This is a genomic window from Enterobacter chuandaensis (assembly GCF_039718975.1).
GTDB lineage: Bacteria > Pseudomonadota > Gammaproteobacteria > Enterobacterales > Enterobacteriaceae > Enterobacter > Enterobacter chuandaensis.
Map to the genome: position 1 here is coordinate 3,895,957 of NZ_CP097173.1, position 18,801 is coordinate 3,914,757.

Sequence of the window (18,801 nt, forward strand, 5' to 3'; positions counted from 1 at the left end):
GGCAACGACCTACACTACTTCAACACATACCCATACAGCCGCTTAATCCCGTCGGCATCCTTTTCACTGTACACGCCCTGCAATTCCGGCGAGAAGCCCGGCAGCATATTAATGCCCTCTTCCAGCGCCAGGAAATAGCGCTGTACTGCTCCACCCCAGACTTCCCCGGGCACCACACACAGCACGCCCGGTGGGTATGGCAGCGCACCTTCGGCGGCAATGCGTCCTTCGGCGTCACGAATACGCACCAGTTCGACGTTCCCGCGAATGTACTCCTGGTTGGCATCCTGCGGGTTCATCACCACGGCAGGCAGACTCTCCTGACGGAACATCGCCTTCTGTAAATCCTTCACGTTAAAGCTGACGTAGAGATCGTGCATCTCCTGACACAGCTGGCGAATCGTATAATCACGATAGCGTACCGGGTATTTCTGGTAGATGGTCGGCAGCACGTCGGCCAGCGGCGTATCGTCTTCAATATGCTGCTCAAACTGCCCCAGCATCGCCACCAGCTGCGCCAGCTTCTCACTACTTTCGGCAGGCGTCAGCAGGAACAGGATCGAATTGAGGTCACATTTCTCCGGCACGATGCCGTTTTCGCGCAGGTAGTGCGCCAGAATCGTCGCCGGGATGCCGAAATCCGTGTACTCCCCCGTTTCAGCATCGATGCCCGGCGTGGTCAGCAGCAGCTTGCACGGGTCGACAAAATACTGCTCGCGGGCATAGCCCTCAAACCCGTGCCATTTGGCCCCCGGCTCGAAGCTGAAGAAGCGAAGCTCGCTGGCAATGGCGTGCGTCGGATGATCCTGCCACGGCCGCCCCGCCACCACTGGTGGGATAAACGGTTTGATCATATGACAGTTGGCAATGATTGCCTTACGCGCCTCAATGCCCAGCTCGACGCACTCCGCCCACAGCCTGCGTCCGCTCTCCCCTTCGTGGATCTTGGCGTTCACGTCCAGCGCCGCGAACAGCGGATAAAACGGGCTGGTGGAGGCGTGCAGCATAAACGCGTTGTTCAGCCGCTTGTGCGGACAGAAACGCGCCTGGCCGCGGATGTGATTATCCTTTTTATGGATCTGCGAGGTTTGCGAGAACCCGGCCTGCTGTTTGTGCACCGACTGGGTCACGAAAATACCCGGATCGTTCTCGTTCAGCTCCAGCAAGAGCGGGGACGTTTCCGCCATCATCGGGATAAACTGCTCGTAGCCCACCCAGGCGGAGTCAAAGAGGATGTAGTCACACAGATGGCCGATCTTGTCGATCACCTGGCGGGCGTTGTAGATCGTCCCGTCGTAGGTGCCAAGCTGAATGATCGCAAGGCGGAACGGTCGCGCCTCGTCGGTCTTTTCCGGCGCCACCTCGCGGATCAGTTCGCGCAGATACGCATCGTCAAAGCAGTGCTCGTCGATCCCGCCGATAAAGCCAAACGGGTTACGCGCCGCTTCAAGATAAACCGGGGTGGCGCCCGCCTGGATCAGCGCCCCGTGGTGGTTAGATTTATGGTTGTTGCGGTCGAACAGCACCAGGTCGCCGCGCGTCAGCAGCGCGTTGGTCACCACCTTGTTGGCCGCCGACGTGCCGTTCAGCACGAAGTAGGTTTTGTCCGCGTTGAACACTTTCGCCGCGAACTTTTGCGCGTGCTTGGCGGAGCCTTCGTGGATCAGCAGATCGCCCAGCTTAACGTCGGCATTGCACATGTCGGCGCGAAACACGTTCTCACCAAAGAAATCATAGAACTGTCGCCCTGCCGGGTGTTTTTTGAAAAATGCCCCGTGCTGGTGGCCCGGACAGGCGAAGGTGCTGTTGCCCATCTCCACGTACTGGCTCAGGGTGTCGAAAAAAGGCGGCAGCAGATCCTCTTCGTAACGGCAGGCGGCGCTCTCCAGTTCGAGGAACTCCTGAGCTTTGCCCGAGATGACCGCGGTGGCACCGTCAGGCACATCCGCTGGATCCTGAGAGAAAATAAACACCGGCAAATGAAAGCCCGTACGCTTTAGCAACGTAAGAATACCGCTGCGACTTTCGGCTATTGTGATGACGACTGCCGCCACATCGGTAAAATCAGTACTGTCCAGCGTCACCTTTTCGCGGTGCGTAGAGGCAATGGAGAGCAGCTCGCGGCTGACGGCAATTTTCATGGTTTTCATAGACGCAGTTACCCTCACCGAACGGTGAGACAGGGAGGAGAAAATTCGCGCAATAATGTCACCTTTTATTTTGAGGTGCAAGAAGGAATCAGTATGCACGAAACCACCCAAAGCTAAGCCCCGCGCAGCCCTGACGTGCCATAATAATGCAATATCAATGAGTAAATAACAGGAGTTCACCGTGGTTATCGGGCCATTTATTAACGCCGGAGCCGTATTACTGGGCGGCGTACTGGGCGCAGTGTTGAGTCAGCGGCTGCCGGAGCGTATTCGCTCATCCATGCCCTCTATATTCGGCCTGGCATCGTTAGGTATCGGCATCCTTTTGGTTATCAAATGCGCCAACCTGCCCGTGATGGTGCTGGCCACCCTGCTCGGCGCGCTGATTGGCGAGTTTTGCTATCTGGAAAAAGGCATCAATAGCGCGGTAGGTAAAGCCAAAAACCTGATCGCCCGGCCGGGCAAGGCGAAGCACGGCACGCACGAGTCGTTTATTCAAAACTACGTCGCCATCATCATTCTGTTCTGCGCCAGCGGCACCGGGATTTTCGGTTCGATGCAGGAAGGGATGACGGGCGACCCGAGCATCTTGATTGCAAAAGCGTTTCTTGATTTCTTCACCGCCACCATTTTCGCCACCACGCTCGGCATTGCCGTTGCCGCGATTTGCGTGCCGATGCTACTGATCCAGCTCGCGCTCGCCACCTGCGCCACGTTGATTCTCCCGCTGACCACGCCGGCGATGATGGCAGACTTTACCGCCGTCGGCGGCCTGCTGCTACTGGCGACCGGGTTGCGCATCTGCGGGATTAAAATGTTTGCCGTGGTGAATATGCTGCCCGCGCTGCTGCTCGCCATGCCGCTCTCCGCGCTCTGGACGCACTTTTTCGCTTAAGGATGCGGCGAAATGGCGAGAGATTGCGCAGTCTGTAACGAAAACAACATTTTTCGTTGACGGCAACGGGCAGATCGGGTTTAATGCGCCCCGTTGCCCGGATAGCTCAGTCGGTAGAGCAGGGGATTGAAAATCCCCGTGTCCTTGGTTCGATTCCGAGTCCGGGCACCAAATTCATATCAACGGACCTCCACGGAGGTCCGTTTTTGCATTCTGAGCCCGCCAAACCCAGCACTTCTACATTCCCTTAGCGACACCCGAACCACTGCGTCAGCAGCGCATACAATTTAGCTGGCTCCAGAGGCTTGCGCAGCACCAGGTACCCTTCCTGCTCTGCCTCCAGCAGAACCGGTGAATTAAATTCGCCGCTGACTATCGCGCCGCTCATATCCGGCAGACGTTCAAAAAGCGCTTTAAGGACGTCGAAGCCGCTTTCGCCGGATCGCAGGCGCTGGTCGCACAGCACGGCTAACGGTGTGAAGCCGTCGTCGATAATGGCGAACGCTTCTTCAGCGGAAGCCGCGCAGCGCACGTCGATTCCCCATACGCTCATCAGGCTCTCCCAGGCAGACGTCACCAGCGGGTCGTCATCAACGACCAGGCAGGAACCGTGCAGCGGTGCATAGCGTACCGGCGTGGCGGTGCTGTCACAGGCGGGCGTGGTGTCCAGCACGATGTCTTCACCAGCATATTGAGTGAAGCGCATCCAGAAGCGTGAGCCTTTGCCTTCAATGGATTGCATCCCGTACTTCACCTTCATCAGCTTGGCACAACGGGCCACTACGGCCAGCCCCAGCCCGTGTCCGGCGCTGTCTATCTTCCATGCCAGCTCGGGGCGGTAGTAAGGTGAGAAGATTTTCCCTTTCTCGTCATCGGCGATACCGACACCCGTGTCCCACACCTCAACCATACACTCCTCACCGCGTGGTCGGATGGCGACCAGCACACCGCCCTTGAGCGTGTAGCGAAGGGCGTTTTGAATCAGGTTAATCAGGGATTGTCGCACCAGCAGCGGATCGCCTGTCACGTAGATACGGCGTTTGGGCCGACGGGTAGACAGCCTAAGTGCGCGGCTGTTGGCTTCTTCGCGAAACAGCGTGATTACCGAGTCAAGCAGAGCGCCGATATCCACTTTGGTCGGGGCCGAAAGTACATTCCCGGATTCAATTTTGCTGAGATCGAGCAGAGAGTTAAGCATCAAATGTACCGAACGAACGCTCTGCTGCAGGTCAAGAAGCTGTGGCGTCAGGCTGTCGTCCCGGTTTCGGTGGAGGATGGCTTCGATCAGAAAACCCATGGCGTGCACGGGCTGGCGCAGATCGTGGCTGGCGGTTGTCAGAAACTGATTTTTATCCAGCAGAGCCTGCTCCGCGTCCTCTTTGGCCTGACGAAACTGCTCCGCCAGGCGCGAGCTTTTTTCCTCAAGAAGCGCTTGCTGAATAAAGAACGCGTGTGAAGTTAATGCATGGCGGTAAATCGCGAAGCCGTAAAGCAAATTCAGCATGAGCACGATGAACATCAGCTCATCCAGCCGCCAGATAATACCGAGGTTTAATACCCCCCAGGAGGCGAAGAAAAAGCGCGTAAAGGTGCTGATGACGGGCGTCAGATGCGTCGCATTGGCGGCGACGATAGCGGCGATGCTGATATTAAGAAGCAGGAAAAAGTCAAAATTCTGCGTCTGCGGGGTAATTAAATAGAGTGATGAAATGCCCAACCCGTGAACAAAGGCGATATTATTGATACGCGGAAGCCAGCGTCGCAGCACGTCCTTTTCAATATTGTCTTTCGCTTCGCGCTGATAGCGTCGATGCAATATTCGTATCGCCACAGCACACAGCAGATAAATGATTATCCAGGTAATCGTTGGGCCGAGGTCGTCCCCAAGCATATAAATCCAGATGGCGAAAGGAATCCCGACAAAGGGCACCGCGCTAAAGCTAAACACCAGCCGCAGAAAGGTGTTGTTTAGCAAACGGATCTGCGCCGCAGGAGAGATACCATCGTTCTGTAAGCTCTGGAAAAACCTCATTCCGACGGTTCCTGCTTGCCATGCAGAAGCGTAATGGCCTCTACCCGACTGTTAACGCCTATCTTTTTCAATATATTGCTGATGTGTTCTTTGACCGTGGGCTCAGAAATTGAAAGCTGCGCGGCGATTCTTTTATTTGGCAGACCGCGCATAATCATATTTAACACGTCTATTTGTCGCGGCGTTAAGTTAAATTTACTTAACTTCTCATTATTCGACTGAACGGAAAGTTCGCTTCCGTCAGGAAACCAGGTCACATTATTAGCGAGTGCGAAAACGGCCTGTGAGAACATTTCAGGCGGTTCGCTTTTCAATACAAAACCGTGCCCCCCGGCGGCATGAACTTTCCGCCAGAGATCATTATTGTCATCCCCGCTGACTACCAGGAGTCGTACCTGTGGGTAAAGTTGTTTCACTTCTTTGAGTAATTTCAATGCCGTTCCGGACGAGAGCCAAAAATCGATTACCAGCAAACGTGGCGGGCCATTATCCCTAATTTGACGGTAGCAATCGTCTTCATTCGTCACCACACTCGCCTGCTTAAATTGGCAATGTGTAATCAGAAAATTGGCGATGCCGCTTGCTACCAATGGATGGTCATCAACGACCAACGCATAATTCTGTCCCAAAGGGTCCTCCTTTGACCTTCGCATATCTGAGAATACAGATGAATTATTATCTACCCACCCTACTTTAGGAGGGTTTTTTCGATTAGGAAAGGGAAATATATTATTCGCTGATTTGAGTAAATGAAAACATAAATACAATCAGTGAAATTAACTGATTGGATATCAAGGATAATTTATGAAAAAACCTCTCGTCTTTTTAACCGTTACGTTGATGCTAGCCGGTTGTTCGACGCTGAAAACCGATCAGGCTATTCCACTCCTGCAGGCGGAGACCGCTAAAATGCTGGGGCTGGGTTCATCGGATGAAATAACCGTGACCAATGTTAATGGTGCCCAGCCGGACGCACTGGGCGGACAAAAGCTCTCTTATCGCGCTACGACCGAAAAAGGGCGTATTTTCGATTGCTCATCAATGATGATGCCGGGGATTTTAGGATCCGCACCGACGCTGAGCGCGCCAACCTGTACCCCTGTTGTCACGCATAAATAATTAACTTCAAATCAAAAGGCGTACATAAATAACGCCTTTTATATTTTCTGACGTATCTGAGTTTTCATAAAAACGATTTTCCAGACATCACGCTAATGAGTACGGAGATAGCCCGTGAATAACTCTACATCGCATGCTTTAGCGGTTAAGACGCCGCTTTCCAGACTTTACCTCGCTCTATTTTCCGCGCCGCTGTTACTGCTTTCACCTGCCGATTTCGCGCGTGCAGCCGATGCCATTTTTGATGGCGACGCGCGTATTACCGAAACGCTGGGTTACACCGGAGATGTTTACGTTGGACGTAATCAACGCGGAAACCTGCTGATCGATAATGGCAAAATCACCGCCTATAACATCAATATCGGTCGGCTGTTCGACGGCCAAATTTATGAAAGCGTGGTCACGGTTCGTGGGCCAAACGCTGAGCTAAACGCGGTAAACGATCAGTACGTCCTGCGCGGCGACCTGAATCTTGGCCTCGGCACCCTGCGTGTCGAAGAGGGCGCGCTGGCGAGCGCGAAGGAGATCGTTGTCGGCACCACCCGCGGCTACGACAGCCACCTTATCGCCACGGGCGCCGGCTCTCGCGTGATCAGTAATTTTCTCAGCGTAGGCACCGATCTGGGGGCACGTTCTACGCTGTCGATTGAAGACGGCGCGGCGCTCAGCACCGCCTACGATGCGCGCATCGGCAACGGTACCGGGCCGGGTGAAACCGACACGCTGAGCCCGAAAGCCACCGTTACGGGGAGCGGCTCACAGTGGAACGTTGGCCGTACATTGACGCTTTATGGCGACCTGGACGTGCTGAACGGCGGGGTGGTTAATGTTGGCGGCGTGCAGGTGGCGGGCGTCTCCGGGGCGGGTAAAACCGCCGAGCTGGTTATTGCGGGCAAAGACTCGCGCTTTACCAGCGGCAGCAGCGTGAACGTGGGCGATTATGGCAATGGCGTGCTGTCGGTGATTGACGGCGGTTCATTTTCCGCAGGCAGCAATACGCTGATCGTGGGGACCTCGGGTTCCGGTTCGAACCGGGGGGCGCTCATCATCGGCAGCCGCGGAAATATGGACACCGGAACGGGTTTAACTGAGCCAACGCTTGGCACAGCGGGCGGCGCGGGTACTCTCGATGCGAATACGGCAATCAGCCTGCGCGGCGGGCTGTTCGGCAGCTATGTCTACTTCAACCATACCGACGGAAATTACGTCTTCAGCAACAAGATGAGCGGCGAAGGTGAGGTGATCAATACCTCCGGGCAGACAACGCTGAACGGCGATCTTTCAGCCCTTCAGGCGAACGTGACCGCGCGCGGTGGCAAAGTCATTATTGCCAGCAACATCAACACCCAGCCAGAAGACGATATTTTTGATATTCAGACCCTTAGCGCCGAGAACGGCGGGACGCTGATCCTCAACGCGACGGCGGGATCCGACGTTAGCAACGGGCTGGGCTACAGCAGCGCCGCGTCAATCAAGGCCGGTGGCACGCTGGGGGGGAACGGTACGCTGGGGCAGACCGAGATCCTGTCCGGCGGGCATATCTCACCAGGGGATGGCGATATCGGTACGCTGACGCTGAAACGTTATCTGAATTTTGTGGGCGAATCTTTCTATGATGTCGATATCGCCGGTGATGGCCGCAGCGACCAGCTGCTGGTAGCAGGCAAAACGACCATCAGCGATCGGGCTCAGGTACAGGTCACCGCGCTGGATCCGCAAACCAGCTACAAAACGGGTCAAAGCTATCGCATTTTAACCTCCGACGGGGGAATTGACGGTCAGTTCGCGGGGGCGGTGTCCAAATCCGCCTTCCTGGACGTGGCGCTCAACCAGAGCACCAACGCCGTCGATCTGACCATCGCGCAGAAAGAGACCGGCGGCGAGAATCCGGGAGGCGAAAACCCGGGAGGCGAAAATCCAGGAGGAGGAAACCCAGGCGGTGAGAACCCGGGCGGAGAAAACCCGGGCGGTGAGAATCCGGGCAGCGGCAAGCCGGGGATTTTCCAGACCGTGGCCAAAAGCGGCAACCAGTGGAATACCGCCGGTGCGCTCTCCACGCTGACGCAAAGCGGCCCGTCGCTGGCGCTGTACAACTCGCTGCTGCTGCTGAGCGCGCCGGAAGCGCGCGAGGCATTCAATCAGCTGTCCGGTGAAGTTTATCCGTCAATACAGTCCAACCTGATCGCTGGGAGCACGCAGGTGTTTAACGTGTTAAACCAGCGTATGCAGCGCGCGTTTGATAACGACAGCCTGCCGATACCACCGTTAGCGATGTCGCTGGTGCAGCAGCCTGAGCCGCAAAATAACGGCGTCTGGGGTCAGACCTTCAGTTCATGGAGCCGGAACAACGGCGACGGTAACGTGGGCAAGCTGGACGGCAACACCACCGGTTTCCTGCTGGGGGCCGATCGCAAGCTGGCGGACCATAACGTGCGTGTCGGCGGCTACTTCGGCTACAGCCGGGGTGATTACGACGTCGACAGCCGTCGCTCCTCAACGGATACCGACAACTATCATCTTGGCCTGTATGCGGCGGGTCAACAGGATGCATTCTCCCTTCGCGGCGCGCTGGGTTACACCTGGCACAAGATCGAAGGCGAGCGCAATGTTGATTTCAGCGGCTTCTCGGATCGTCTGAAGTCGGATTACGACGCCAACTCGCTGCTGGCGTTCACCGAAGCGGGCTACCGTTTCGGCCAGCCTGATATGAATATTGAGCCTTTCGTCAATTTATCGTACGTTCGACTGCATACCGACAGCTTCAGGGAAGACGGCGGCGCCGCCGCGCTGAGCGTACGTAACGAAACGATGAACACCTTCTATTCCACCCTCGGAGTGCGCGGTGTGACCGAGCTACCAAAGAACGTTAACCTCTACGGTTCGTTGGGCTGGCAGCACGCCTATGGCGATAAGAATACCTCTTCGCGCATGGCGTTTGCAGGCAGCGACGCGTTCATTACTCAGGGGCAGGCCGTGGATGAGGACGTGATGGTGGGTGATATCGGCGTGAGCGTACAGCTGTCGCGGGCTGCGACGCTGGATGTGGGTTACCAGGGGCAATATGGTGCGGATACCCGCGTCAACTCGGTTAACGCTAATCTGCGCTGGTCGTTCTGAATTATCTTCGTTAAAAGAACCCGCCCTTGTGGCGGGTTCTTGCTTTTGGGCACACAGGAATTCAGGGATCGTTCCCAACCGCATCCAGCAGTTTGTTTTTAAAGATAAACAAACACGCCTCGTTGAAGTTTTCGGCCCCCAGGCGTTCCGACAGCGCCGTTCGTTTGCGATAGAGGCTTTTCACCGACGTATTCAGCTCATCGGCAATCGCTTCCATCGACATCCCTGCCCTCAGTAACCGCAGCATAATCGCTTCATGCGTGCTTAGCCGTAAGTTAAGCAGCCATTTGGTGGTCAGACGCCTGCCCTTCATATTGAGCACCAGGTTAAATAACGACGCCATATCTGGCGCCGTAAGCGACGTGTTCATAAACAACTTCATACTGAGTAGATTCTCCTCGCGATGGCGCATATCCAGCATCACGCAGCAGATCGTTTTTTTCGTTCTGGCCGGATGGCGTATCAGGTAGTCATATAAACGGAGCGGAGAACGACTATCAATCAACACAGAATATTCATCTGCACCGTTATCAAATATGTTTGTGTCAATCGAGTCGAGCAGGATAATATCCGGAAAAAATAGCCTCATCCCCCTGACAAGATAGCGATCCTGAGTCACTAACACTATTGAAGTTGCCACTAACCATCCCTTTTAGATTAAAGCAAGAACGCCTCCCCTGAAAGAAGAGCGCCTTCGTTTTATAGCGTATTTATATTAACGACAAATGTATTCCGGCTTTGATCATCCCTCAATGCACGCATTGATGCGTTAGACTTCCTGTAGACTATCATTCAATGGCTGATATTAATTATAAATAAAAAACAATCTCAGAAAAGACGCTTCACCAAACATTAAGAATTTTTGTCATGAAACTTCCCAAACATGTACCAGAAAGTACTTTAACTGGCACGAATGAACTACATTAAAAATATAAACAAAATCTTTGCAATAAAAATAAAACACAATTTAATCAATGAATTACAAATAACACCCCAATTCAAAATAATCATCAAAAACGTGCCATTACAGAATTATCTCAAAACCATCCAGCCGCTTTTCAACATATTTATCCGGCAACATATCAGGTGTACATTACCTTCCATCCAGTTCACCGAGATAAGGATCCATAATTACCTTTAAGTAAGTACCCCATAACATCACCGCTTTCAGATTTAATGTTCTCATTTATGGCCTTTAACACAGAGTTAAAAGGCAGTCGTGTTATGCAATGGATTCATGATAAACAAATGGCAAATAGATATGGAAAGATCGCTTCGTTTCAAAACGTTATTCTTTTATCGCGCCCCAGGGTTATTGTTTCTGTTATTACTCTTTCCTGTTCTGGTTCAGGCGACGGAATCCGTTTATGAAAAGCAGATTCAACAGGCGCGTAACGGTAATTACACGCCGTTTCTCGATTATGTTCAGCATTATCAGCAACAGCATGCGCTGACGTCCGGGCAGGTGGCAGACTGGTTACAGGTTGCCTCCTGGGCAGGCCGCGATGACGAGGTTATTCAGGTCTGGCAGCGTTATGGCGTTTATATGCCGCTGCCCGCCCGGGGTGTTGCTGCCGTCGCACAGGCGAGGAGAAATCAAAAAGCGTGGCAGCCAGCCTTATCGCTCTGGAAGGAGGCGCTTAGCCTTGCGCCGGATAACGACGATTATCGTATCGGCTATATCAAAACCCTGGCCGATGCCCGTATGGATGCGCTCGCTCTGCAGGAAGCCCGACGGCTGGTTGCGGAAAATCCCTCTCAGGCACACCTTCAGACGCTGTCGTACGTCTGGTTACGACAGGGTAAAAGATGGGATCGGCTTTTATCCGACACGCGCGCGCTGACCCTCGCGCCGGAGAATAAAGCACTCCTCAGCGAGCAGATCGACGCGCTAACGGATAGCCGGGTAAATACCCCCGCGCTCCAGCTGTCACAAGGGGTAACGCTGCCCCCCGCGGAGCGTCGTCTTCTTGAGCGTAATGCCGCCGCCGAACTCGTCCGCCTTGCCGATGTGCCAGGCAGAACGGAAAAGGAGCGCCTGCAGCTGGCGCAAACGGCACTTAATCGTTACGACGCCCTGCTCTCCCGCTGGCAACACGAGCCGCAGGCGGCGGAGGACGTCATCCTGGCGCGCATCGACAGGCTTGGCGCGCTGTACGCGCATGGCGATTACCCGCAGGTCATCCGTGAATATCAGGCGCTGACGGCAGCGCAGCATCCGGTGCCGGACTGGGCCATCGGCTGGGCGATCTCCGCGTATCTGCAGGAGCAAAACGCTTCTGCCGCCTTCTCGCTGCTGCAACGCTATCCGCAATACGCCGCCGATCCGCAGGACGATGAGCATGCGCTTTTCTACGCCTGGCTGGACACCGGGCAATATCAGGCCGCTCGCCAGTACGTAGAGCGCCAGACCCGCAGCGTTCCGTGGACCCGCTACGATTTCGGCTCGCCCACTCCGCAGCCCAACGATCGGTGGCTTACCGGGCAGTCACTCAAATTAAACTATTTGCTGGCAACCAACGCCCTGCCGGAAGCCGAAAAGCTGGCGCACCGTCTGGCGTCAACGGCGCCGGGCAACCAGGGATTGCAGATTGACTATGCCACGCTGTTACAGGCGCGGGGCCTGCCGCGCGCGGCCGAGCAAACGTTAAAAAGGGCGGAGGCGCTGGAGCCATCAAACCTGGAGCTGGAACAACAGCAGGCTTACGTCGCCATGGATCTGCAGGAGTGGCGACAGATGGACCTGCTGGCCGACGACGTGCTGGCTCGCGCGCCCGTCGATCGCAGCGCCCGGCGTCTGGACAGGCTCAGAGCCGTCCACCATATGTCCGAGCTGCGCCTTAACGCGGGCAAAGGTTTGCACTCCGATAACCCCGTCAGCGGGACGCACGACCTCACATGGGACGCCACGCTCTATGGTCCCCCGATAGCGGATAGCTGGCGGCTGTTTGCGGGTGCCCGCTATGCGCAGGGTAATTTCGATGAAGGCAAAGGCACCAGCCGCCATCTCCTGGGCGGCGTCGAGTGGCGGCCTCGCGACCTTCAGCTCGAAGCCGAGCTCTCCAGCAACCGCTATCACGGTGAAAACAAGCCGGGTGCTCGCCTCTCATCCACATACTTTCTCAATGATAACTGGCAGGTCAGCGGCAGCCTTGAGCGCTTATCCCGCACCACGCCGCTACGGGCATTACGCAACGGGATCAGCGCCAACCGGGGTGAAGCTGGGGTGCGTTGGTATCAAAACGAGCGCCGCGAGTACCAGTTCAGCGCCGCCGTCAGCCGCTTCTCAGACCATAACCGCCGACAGGAATACACCCTTACGGGTAAGGAGCGTCTCTGGCAGTCCCCGACCCTGACGCTGGATCTTGAACCTGGGCTCGCCGCCAGTAAAAACAGCCTGCGCAACACGCTCTATTACAACCCGGCGCGGGATCTGTCCGTGACGGCCGCCCTGGCCGTGGACCATGAGATGGTCCGCCATTACGACACCCTCTGGAGCCAGCAGTTTGTGGCGGGAGGCGGCAACTACTGGCAGAAAAACCAGTCCGCTGGCGCCATCGCTCTGCTGGGCTACGGGCAACGCGTCCAGTGGAATAACGTCATTGATACCGGCGTGATGCTGAACTGGGACAAACGCCCTTACGACGGCAAACGCGAGAGCAACCTCTCCGTCACGCTTGATGCGACTTTACGCTTTTAAGGATGAATATGCTGAACACACGTTTTTCCGTGAGCCTGATACTCATCGGCTGGCTCTGCCTCAGTGCGAGCGTCTGCGCGCAGGCTATCTCGTTCATTGCGCCCAAAGATCGGCCGCAGCCGGAGGCGAGTAAACCCTGGCCGAAGAATCAGTTTCTGGTGCTGGCCTACCACGACGTCGAAGATGATGCCGCCGATCAGCGCTACCTCTCCGTACGCACCAGCGCGTTAAACGAGCAGATAAGCTGGCTTTTGCACAACGGCTATCACGCCATCAGCGTGCAGGACATTCTGGACGCGCATGACGGGAAAAAAACGCTGCCGCCCAAAGCCGTTTTGCTCAGCTTTGACGACGGCTACAGCAGCTTCTACACCCGCGTCTGGCCGCTGCTTAAGGCCTGGAACGTGCCTGCGCTCTGGGCGCCGGTGGGAAGTTGGGTGGATACGCCAGCAAACCAGAAGGTGAACTTTGGCGGCCTGATGACGCCCCGGGATCGCTTCGCGACCTGGGACATGGTGCGCGAATTAAGCCAGTCTCCTCTGGTTGAGATCGGCTCGCATACCTGGGCCTCGCATTACGGCATTGTTGCCAACCCGCAGGGCAGCCGTGAACCGGCCATCGCCAACCGCTTTTATGATAAAGCGACTGGACGCTATGAAACTGACCAGCAGTTCAGCCAGCGGATCGGCGATGACGTGCGTAAGGTGACCGAAAAAATCACGCAGGTGACCGGTAAGGCGCCGCGCGCCTGGGTCTGGCCTTACGGGGCCGCCAGCGGTACGTCGCTCGCCATCGCCAGACAACAGGGTTACCAGCTGGCCTTTACCCTGGAGGACGGGCTGGGTGACGTGCGCAATCTCGGTAGCATTCCCCGTTTGCTGATCGCCGGTAACCCCTCGCTCAAAGCGTTTGCCAGTTCGGTCAGCCAGGTTCAGGAGCGCGATCCCGTGCGCGTGATGCATGTCGATCTCGACTACGTTTACGATCCCGATCCGGCGCAGCAGACCCAAAACATCAACAGGCTGATCCAGCGGGTCTATGACATGAAGATCGGCCACGTCTTCCTGCAGGCGTTTGCCGACCCGCAGGGCGACGGCAGGATCAAAGCGCTCTATTTTCCCAATCGTCGGCTGCCGGTCCGGGCCGATCTCTTTAACTTCGTCTCCTGGCAGCTGCAAACCCGCGCGGGGGTGAAGGTCTACGCGTGGATGCCGGTACTCTCGTTTGATCTCGATCCTGCCCTGCCGCGCGTGCAGCGCCGGGACGATCGGACAGGACAGCTGCGCGAGGCCACCGAGCCCTATATCCGGCTCTCCCCGTGGGACCCGCAGGTGCGCCAGCAGGTGACGGATATCTATGAAGATCTGGCCCGCTACGCCAGCTTCAACGGGATCCTGTTCCATGACGATGCGGTGCTGACGGATGTTGACGATGCCATGCAGGACACGACCCGCCAGAAAAGCCGGATGCTTATCGGGTTTACCCGCGCTCTGAGCCAGGCGGTGAAGCACATCCGCGGCCCGCAGATAAAAACCGCGCGCAATATGTTCGTCTTACCCATTCTGCAGCCCGAGAGCGAAGCGTGGTTTGCACAAAATCTTGATGATTTTCTGGCGGCCTATGACTGGACGGTGCCGATGGCGATGCCGCTGATGGAGTCCGTTCCGGCGAACGAGAGCAATGCGTGGCTGACGCGTTTGATCAAAGCCGTCGCCGCTCGGCCCGGCGCGCTGGATAAAACCATTTTCGAGCTGCAGGCCAGGGACTGGGAGCAAAAACCGCAGCGCGCCGTCTCCGACAGCCAGCTCGCGGCGTGGATGCGCGTGCTCCAGCTGAACGGCATTAAACACTACGGCTACTACCCCGACGACTTTATCAATAACCAGCCTGATATCTCGCGCATCAGGCCCGTATTTTCTTCGTACTGGTACCCTGACAATGACTGATCGCTTAATCGCCTTTTCAATTTTATGTCTGGTATTCGGGCTGCCGTTAGGCGTGGCCGCTCTCTTTACCGGCGAACTGATTCTGGATTTTGTCTTTTTCTGGCCGCTGTTTATGTCCGTGCTTTGGGTCACCGGCGGCCTCTATTTCTGGTTTCAGCTTGAACGCCACTGGTCATGGGATAAAGACACGCCCGCTCCGGCGCTTATCGGCGAGCCGCTTATCTCCATTCTGATCCCCTGCTTCAATGAGGAAAGACACGCCAGAGAGACCATTAGCGCCGCGCTGGCTCAGCGGTACGAGAATATAGAAGTGATCGCCATCAACGACGGCTCGTCTGACAACACCGCACAGGTGCTGCACCAGCTGGCGCTGGAGCAGCCGCGCCTGCGGGTGATTAACCTCGCGGAGAACCAGGGGAAAGCCGTGGCGCTCAAAGCCGGGGCGGCGGCGGCCCGGGGCGATCTGCTGGTCTGCATTGACGGCGACGCCCTGCTGGACCGCGACACCGCTGCCTATCTGGTAGCGCCGCTGATTCAGTACCCTCACGTCGGGGCGGTTACCGGGAACCCGCGCATTCGCACGCGCTCCACGCTGATTGGCCGCATTCAGGTAGGTGAGTTCTCGTCCATTATTGGACTCATCAAGCGGACGCAGCGGATCTATGGCCGGGTCTTTACCGTCTCCGGCGTCATTGCCGCCTTTCGCCGACAGGCGCTGGCGGACGTCGGGTACTGGAGCCCGGACATGATCACCGAAGATATCGACATCAGTTGGAAGCTCCAGCTGCGCCACTGGGATATCTTTTTCGAGCCGCGCGCGCTGTGCTGGATCCTGATGCCGGAGACGCTGAAGGGACTGTGGAAGCAGCGTCTGCGCTGGGCGCAGGGGGGTGCGGAGGTGTTTCTGGTCAACCTGCGCAAAATGGTGCGCTGGGAACACCACCGCATGTGGCCCCTGTTTCTGGAGTACGCGCTGTCAACGCTGTGGGCATTCGCTTACGCGATAACCGTGCTGCTGTTCGCCATTGGGCATATTGTTCCGCTTCCGGCCAATCTGACCGTTGAAACGCTGTTCCCGCCAGAGTTTACCGGGCTGCTGCTGGGAGTGATGTGCCTGCTGCAGTTCCTGGTCAGTTTGTACATTGAGCGGCGCTATGAGCGGAAAGTGGCCAGCTCGCTTTTTTGGGTGATTTGGTTCCCGATGGTGTACTGGATGATTGGCCTGTTCACCACCCTCGTCGCATTTCCAAAAGTCATGCTTAAACGCCAGCGCGCCCGCGCGCGCTGGATCAGCCCGGACCGGGGAAAAGGAAGCCTTCAATGAACGAAAATACCTTAATTTTGACGGAACATCGGCTATTGCCGCGTCTTTTCGATGCTGCGTTAACGCTACTGGCGTGGGGAGGATTTCTGTTTTTCCTGTACGCCAGGCTGTGGATGCACCTGACCGAAGAGAGCGACTACCGCTGGGGAGCCATTATTGCTTCCTTTAACACGGTGTTGATCTATTTTCTGCTCGCCGCGCTCAACGGCTGGCTGCTGATTTTGTGGTATCAGTACAATCGCCGCCGCACGAACGTAAGTCGGCGTCAGCCGGGCTTGTTGCATCATGACGAACTTGCCCGCAGCTTTAACGTCTCACCGCAACTCATCTCGGAGATGAGCCAGCACAACCTGCTGACGGTTTATCATGACCAGATAGGACGCATTATCGAGTTGAAAACGAGCGCGCAGCAGGACGAGGAAGCGCAGTAACAAAAAGCCCCCGCAGGATGCCCGGCGGGGGCTTTTTTACCGCAAATGGACGTTACTTATCCTTCAGTACAATCAGCGGCTCGATATCGCTCTCTTTTTTCACCACCAGCGAATCGTCGCCGCGCAGGCAGGTCCCGCCGTAGTTCCCGCCCACGGTGAAGGTACAAACCTGAATGTACTTGCCGTCGACGTTCGGCAGACACCACAGCTGCTGGTAGATATTTTTGCGATCGACAAACTTGCCGCTGGATTTATCCAGCAGTTCGTCCTGGGCGCTGATGAGATCGATATTGCTGCCGCAGCGTCCGGCAATCGGTTTCACAGCGTATCCAGTCTGCTTCAGCAGATCGTTAACCTCAAAATCGGTATCAAGCAGGTAACGGTGGTTCGGGAACAGCTGCCACAGGACCGGAAGAATCGCCTTGTTGCCGGGAATAACGGTCCACAGCGGTTCAAAGACCAGCACTTCCGGGCGCAGCAGAACATCAATCAGACGCACTTCGCCTTCAGGGTGCCCGGTGCGGATCGGCACGGCGGCGTATTCGGTTTCGCTCACCTCGCGGATCTGCTCTATCGCCGTTTCCCACGCCCAGGTTTTCCACACGCAGTTGACGTGGCGACCTTCGTCGTCAATCAGCTGCCCCGCGGCATCCCAGCTCAGCGCCTCCAGCCCGTGCAGGATTTTGGTCTCGAACCCGGCCTGCATCAGCGAGCGCTGAATAAAGAGGGCGTGGTAGTCCTCTTCGACGTCGTTGTCCTGCATGATGTGCACAAAAGGCCGCGCGTGGCTGTGCTTCCATGCGCCGGTCAGCTCCTCCAGCAGCCCTTCCGCCGGGTTATGCCCGTTGCCGCGATAGCCGTTTTTCACCCACTCTTCGAGTATGAGCCCGCCTTCGGTGTGGCAGGACGCAGAGTCGGCGTTGTACTCGTAAACCTTAATGCCGCGCTCATCCATGCAGAAATCCATACGACCGGTGATCATATGGTGGCGACGCCACTGCCAGGAGAGGCGCAGGCGCGGCCAGAGGATTTTCGGGATGTCGAACAGCGCCAGCAGGCTGTCGTCTTTCAGCACTTTATCCGTCGCGTGCAGGTACATCAGGTGCAGTTCGTTGGTGGCCTTGATCAGCTCCTGCTCAGCGCTTTCGGTGATGGTGAAATACTGGCAGGGATCTTTGTTGATCACATGCCCGTTCGCACGGATATACGCCTGCTGAAGCGCATCGTCCTCGTTGAGCCATTTCCCGTCGAACTGACGTTTGTTTTTCAATCGTGCGCCGCGGATTTTCAACAGTTCACCGTCCGGTTCCGGCTGGAGAATGCTGTGCTCGGTGTCCTCCGTCTGGATCATCCAGCCGAGGATTTCGGTATCGCTGAAGGTATCATGAAGGGTGTAGCAGCCGTTCTCGACGGTCATGCGCAGCTCGCGCGTCCACTGCTGCCCGAGCGGCAGCGGGGAGTGAATGACGTTTTGCTCCGCGATACGCACCTTATCGTCCAGAAGCTGGGTGATCACCGCCACGTGGCCGGTCTCATGGAACTCGCCGCCCTTTTGCCAGATCAGCAGTGCCCCGGCGCGCGGCGCGCGTTTCGAACCGTTGGAAAAGGCCTGCAGCGGCAGGATGTTATCGTTTACCACCTGGCGTAAAAAGCGCAGGGAGAAAATCTCCCACGCCATGCCGACATCGGTAAACACGAAGCCATAGTTGAGGAACAGGAAACGGCGGGCAAACTCAACGCACTGCCACTTGTGGCCCATGTATTCGTTGCCGATATAGCTGCGGAAATCCGCCTCTTCCGGGTAGTTGCGCGGATCCAGACTGCCATAATTTGATGAGTAAATCGCCACGCCACCCGGCGCATAGCCTAACAACGTCCCGAATGGCGCATCACTGCTTAACTTTCCTTTACGCATGTATCCAACCTAAAACAGGCAGGCGGCAATTTTTTGAAGGGTTGTCGTCGTCTGCACGTTGTAATTAACCTGACAGAGGTGGATTTATCATACACCTGCCCTGTGCATTACGCTCGCATCGTTAAACGGTTCCCCTGCCACCTGCTACACTGCCTCAACACAACACCGAAAA

At 56.3% G+C, this 18,801-nt stretch carries 12 protein-coding genes and 1 tRNA gene; 8 read left to right on the top strand and 5 right to left on the bottom strand.

The genetic code is table 11. From position 1 onward, the window contains the following. Positions 1 to 14: 14 nt before the first annotated feature. Entirely contained in the window at positions 15 to 2,150 is a 2,136-nt protein-coding gene (locus MX657_RS18745) for an ornithine decarboxylase (protein WP_346806394.1), read from the bottom strand. Between the two features lie 181 nt (positions 2,151 to 2,331). On the opposite strand from MX657_RS18745, the gene MX657_RS18750 reads away from it, so the two are divergent. Then, complete coding sequence (locus MX657_RS18750) at positions 2,332 to 3,045, top strand: DUF554 domain-containing protein (RefSeq protein WP_045260780.1); 714 nt, start codon at positions 2,332 to 2,334, stop codon at positions 3,043 to 3,045. Positions 3,046 to 3,140: 95 nt separating this feature from the next. Then, positions 3,141 to 3,216 (top strand) — tRNA-Phe (locus MX657_RS18755). Between the two features lie 76 nt (positions 3,217 to 3,292). Here the strand turns inward: MX657_RS18755 and MX657_RS18760 are convergent. Further along, complete coding sequence (locus tag MX657_RS18760) at positions 3,293 to 5,077, bottom strand: hybrid sensor histidine kinase/response regulator (RefSeq protein WP_346806396.1); 1,785 nt, start codon at positions 5,075 to 5,077, stop codon at positions 3,293 to 3,295. Next, complete coding sequence (locus MX657_RS18765) at positions 5,074 to 5,706, bottom strand: LuxR C-terminal-related transcriptional regulator (RefSeq protein ID WP_217480282.1); 633 nt, start codon at positions 5,704 to 5,706, stop codon at positions 5,074 to 5,076. Before MX657_RS18765 ends, MX657_RS18760 begins: the two co-directional genes overlap by 4 nt. A gap of 175 nt (positions 5,707 to 5,881) precedes the next feature. Here MX657_RS18765 and MX657_RS18770 point away from each other — a divergent pair, with 175 nt between their 5' ends. Together MX657_RS18770 and MX657_RS18775 are read left to right on the top strand one after the other, a co-directional pair. After that, complete coding sequence (locus MX657_RS18770; protein ID WP_061097082.1) at positions 5,882 to 6,196, top strand: lipoprotein; 315 nt, start codon at positions 5,882 to 5,884, stop codon at positions 6,194 to 6,196. Between the two features lie 114 nt (positions 6,197 to 6,310). Continuing rightward, positions 6,311 to 9,313, top strand: a complete 3,003-nt coding sequence (locus tag MX657_RS18775) for an autotransporter outer membrane beta-barrel domain-containing protein (RefSeq protein ID WP_346806397.1) — start codon at positions 6,311 to 6,313, stop codon at positions 9,311 to 9,313. 61 nt (positions 9,314 to 9,374) lie between these two features. Here the strand turns inward: MX657_RS18775 and MX657_RS18780 are convergent, their stop codons facing one another. Continuing rightward, positions 9,375 to 9,902, bottom strand: coding sequence for a helix-turn-helix domain-containing protein (locus MX657_RS18780; RefSeq protein WP_346808575.1), 528 nt, complete (start codon positions 9,900 to 9,902; stop codon positions 9,375 to 9,377). Positions 9,903 to 10,574: 672 nt separating this feature from the next. Here MX657_RS18780 and pgaA point away from each other — a divergent pair. From pgaA to pgaD, 4 genes are read left to right on the top strand one after another with little or no spacing between them, the layout of a single operon-like run. Beyond that, a complete protein-coding gene (pgaA, locus tag MX657_RS18785; protein ID WP_346806399.1) occupies positions 10,575 to 13,013 on the top strand; it encodes a poly-beta-1,6 N-acetyl-D-glucosamine export porin PgaA in 2,439 nt (812 codons plus the stop codon). An 8-nt stretch (positions 13,014 to 13,021) separates the two neighbouring features. Further along, positions 13,022 to 14,959 carry a poly-beta-1,6-N-acetyl-D-glucosamine N-deacetylase PgaB gene (gene pgaB / locus MX657_RS18790; RefSeq protein ID WP_119916373.1) on the top strand — a complete coding sequence of 646 codons (1,938 nt, stop codon included), beginning with the start codon at positions 13,022 to 13,024 and terminating at the stop codon, positions 14,957 to 14,959. Next, positions 14,952 to 16,283, top strand: coding sequence for a poly-beta-1,6-N-acetyl-D-glucosamine synthase (gene pgaC, locus MX657_RS18795; protein ID WP_346806401.1), 1,332 nt, complete (start codon positions 14,952 to 14,954; stop codon positions 16,281 to 16,283). Before pgaB ends, pgaC begins: the two co-directional genes overlap by 8 nt. After that, the gene (gene pgaD, locus MX657_RS18800) at positions 16,280 to 16,714 is read left to right on the top strand and encodes a poly-beta-1,6-N-acetyl-D-glucosamine biosynthesis protein PgaD (protein ID WP_346806403.1); all 435 of its coding nucleotides are present in this window, start codon (positions 16,280 to 16,282) and stop codon (positions 16,712 to 16,714) included. Before pgaC ends, pgaD begins: the two co-directional genes overlap by 4 nt. Positions 16,715 to 16,766: 52 nt before the next feature. Here the strand turns inward: pgaD and gss are convergent, their stop codons facing one another. Beyond that, the gene (gene gss / locus MX657_RS18805; protein WP_346806405.1) at positions 16,767 to 18,629 is read right to left on the bottom strand and encodes a bifunctional glutathionylspermidine amidase/synthase; all 1,863 of its coding nucleotides are present in this window, start codon (positions 18,627 to 18,629) and stop codon (positions 16,767 to 16,769) included. Between the last annotated feature and the right edge of the window lie 172 nt (positions 18,630 to 18,801).

Coding starts and splice junctions, on each gene's coding strand:
- MX657_RS18745 (WP_346806394.1), bottom strand. CDS start 2,150: ATGAAAACCATGAAAATTGCCGTCAGCCGCGAGCTGCTCTCCATTGCC.
- MX657_RS18760 (WP_346806396.1), bottom strand. CDS start 5,077: ATGAGGTTTTTCCAGAGCTTACAGAACGATGGTATCTCTCCTGCGGCG.
- MX657_RS18770 (WP_061097082.1), top strand. CDS start 5,882: ATGAAAAAACCTCTCGTCTTTTTAACCGTTACGTTGATGCTAGCCGGT.
- MX657_RS18780 (WP_346808575.1), bottom strand. CDS start 9,902: ATGAGGCTATTTTTTCCGGATATTATCCTGCTCGACTCGATTGACACA.
- pgaA (WP_346806399.1), top strand. CDS start 10,575: ATGGAAAGATCGCTTCGTTTCAAAACGTTATTCTTTTATCGCGCCCCA.
- pgaB (WP_119916373.1), top strand. CDS start 13,022: ATGCTGAACACACGTTTTTCCGTGAGCCTGATACTCATCGGCTGGCTC.
- pgaC (WP_346806401.1), top strand. CDS start 14,952: ATGACTGATCGCTTAATCGCCTTTTCAATTTTATGTCTGGTATTCGGG.
- pgaD (WP_346806403.1), top strand. CDS start 16,280: ATGAACGAAAATACCTTAATTTTGACGGAACATCGGCTATTGCCGCGT.
- gss (WP_346806405.1), bottom strand. CDS start 18,629: ATGCGTAAAGGAAAGTTAAGCAGTGATGCGCCATTCGGGACGTTGTTA.